The organism is Pseudoalteromonas sp. UCD-33C, from assembly GCF_001306895.1.
Lineage (GTDB): Bacteria > Pseudomonadota > Gammaproteobacteria > Enterobacterales > Alteromonadaceae > Pseudoalteromonas.
In genome coordinates, this window is record NZ_LJTB01000031.1 from 1 (window position 1) to 767 (window position 767).

The window sequence follows — 767 nt, forward strand, 5'->3', positions numbered from 1 at the left end:
TCGGGAGGACGTTCACCACGGAGTGATTCATGACTGGGGTGAAGTCGTAACAAGGTAGCCCTAGGGGAACCTGGGGCTGGATCACCTCCTTATACGATTTAGAACTTATTTGTTCGTAGTGTCCACACAGATGATTGTTAATTGTAAAGAGAACAACACTTATTGTTTGGGTCTGTAGCTCAGTTGGTTAGAGCGCACCCCTGATAAGGGTGAGGTCGGTAGTTCAAATCTACTCAGACCCACCACTTTGCTCCCATACTTCGTTATGGCACGCCTCGTTTAGTGGACTAAACGTCGTAGTACCATGCCTTGTCTGGAAACAAAGTCGGTTACAAATAATAAGTACCAGCATATGTGGGGCTATAGCTCAGCTGGGAGAGCGCCTGCCTTGCACGCAGGAGGTCAGCAGTTCGATCCTGCTTAGCTCCACCACTTTTACTCCTTAAAAATAAACATTCTTAATCAGGTAATAAACTGCTTGAGAATAGAGTGTGTTTAATTTTGAGAAGTTTATTCTCTTGCTCTTTAAAAATTTGGAAAGCTGATATTAAAATTCTTATAGATAACATTGTTATTTATAAAGAGTTTTCAAAAGTAAAAAATATGCCATTAATCGAAAGATTAATTGGTATCTACTTTAGTATTCTCATCATTATTTGATGAATTAACTTCTGGCGAAGTTAACAGCTGTCACTAACAAAGACCCGTTTGGGTTGTATGGTTAAGTGACTAAGCGTACACGGTGGATGCCTTGGCAGTTGGAGGCG

The 767-nt window shown here is 41.2% G+C and carries 2 tRNA genes and 1 rRNA gene; all 3 read left to right on the plus strand.

Annotated features, from left to right (window positions below):
• Positions 1 to 92: ribosomal RNA gene (locus tag AOG26_RS20270) — 16S ribosomal RNA — on the plus strand; the annotation flags it as partial.
• Between the two features lie 76 nt (positions 93 to 168).
• Positions 169 to 245: transfer RNA gene (locus AOG26_RS20275), tRNA-Ile, on the plus strand.
• 111 nt (positions 246 to 356) lie between these two features.
• Positions 357 to 432, plus strand: a tRNA-Ala gene (locus AOG26_RS20280).
• The last annotated feature ends 335 nt before the right edge of the window (positions 433 to 767 follow it).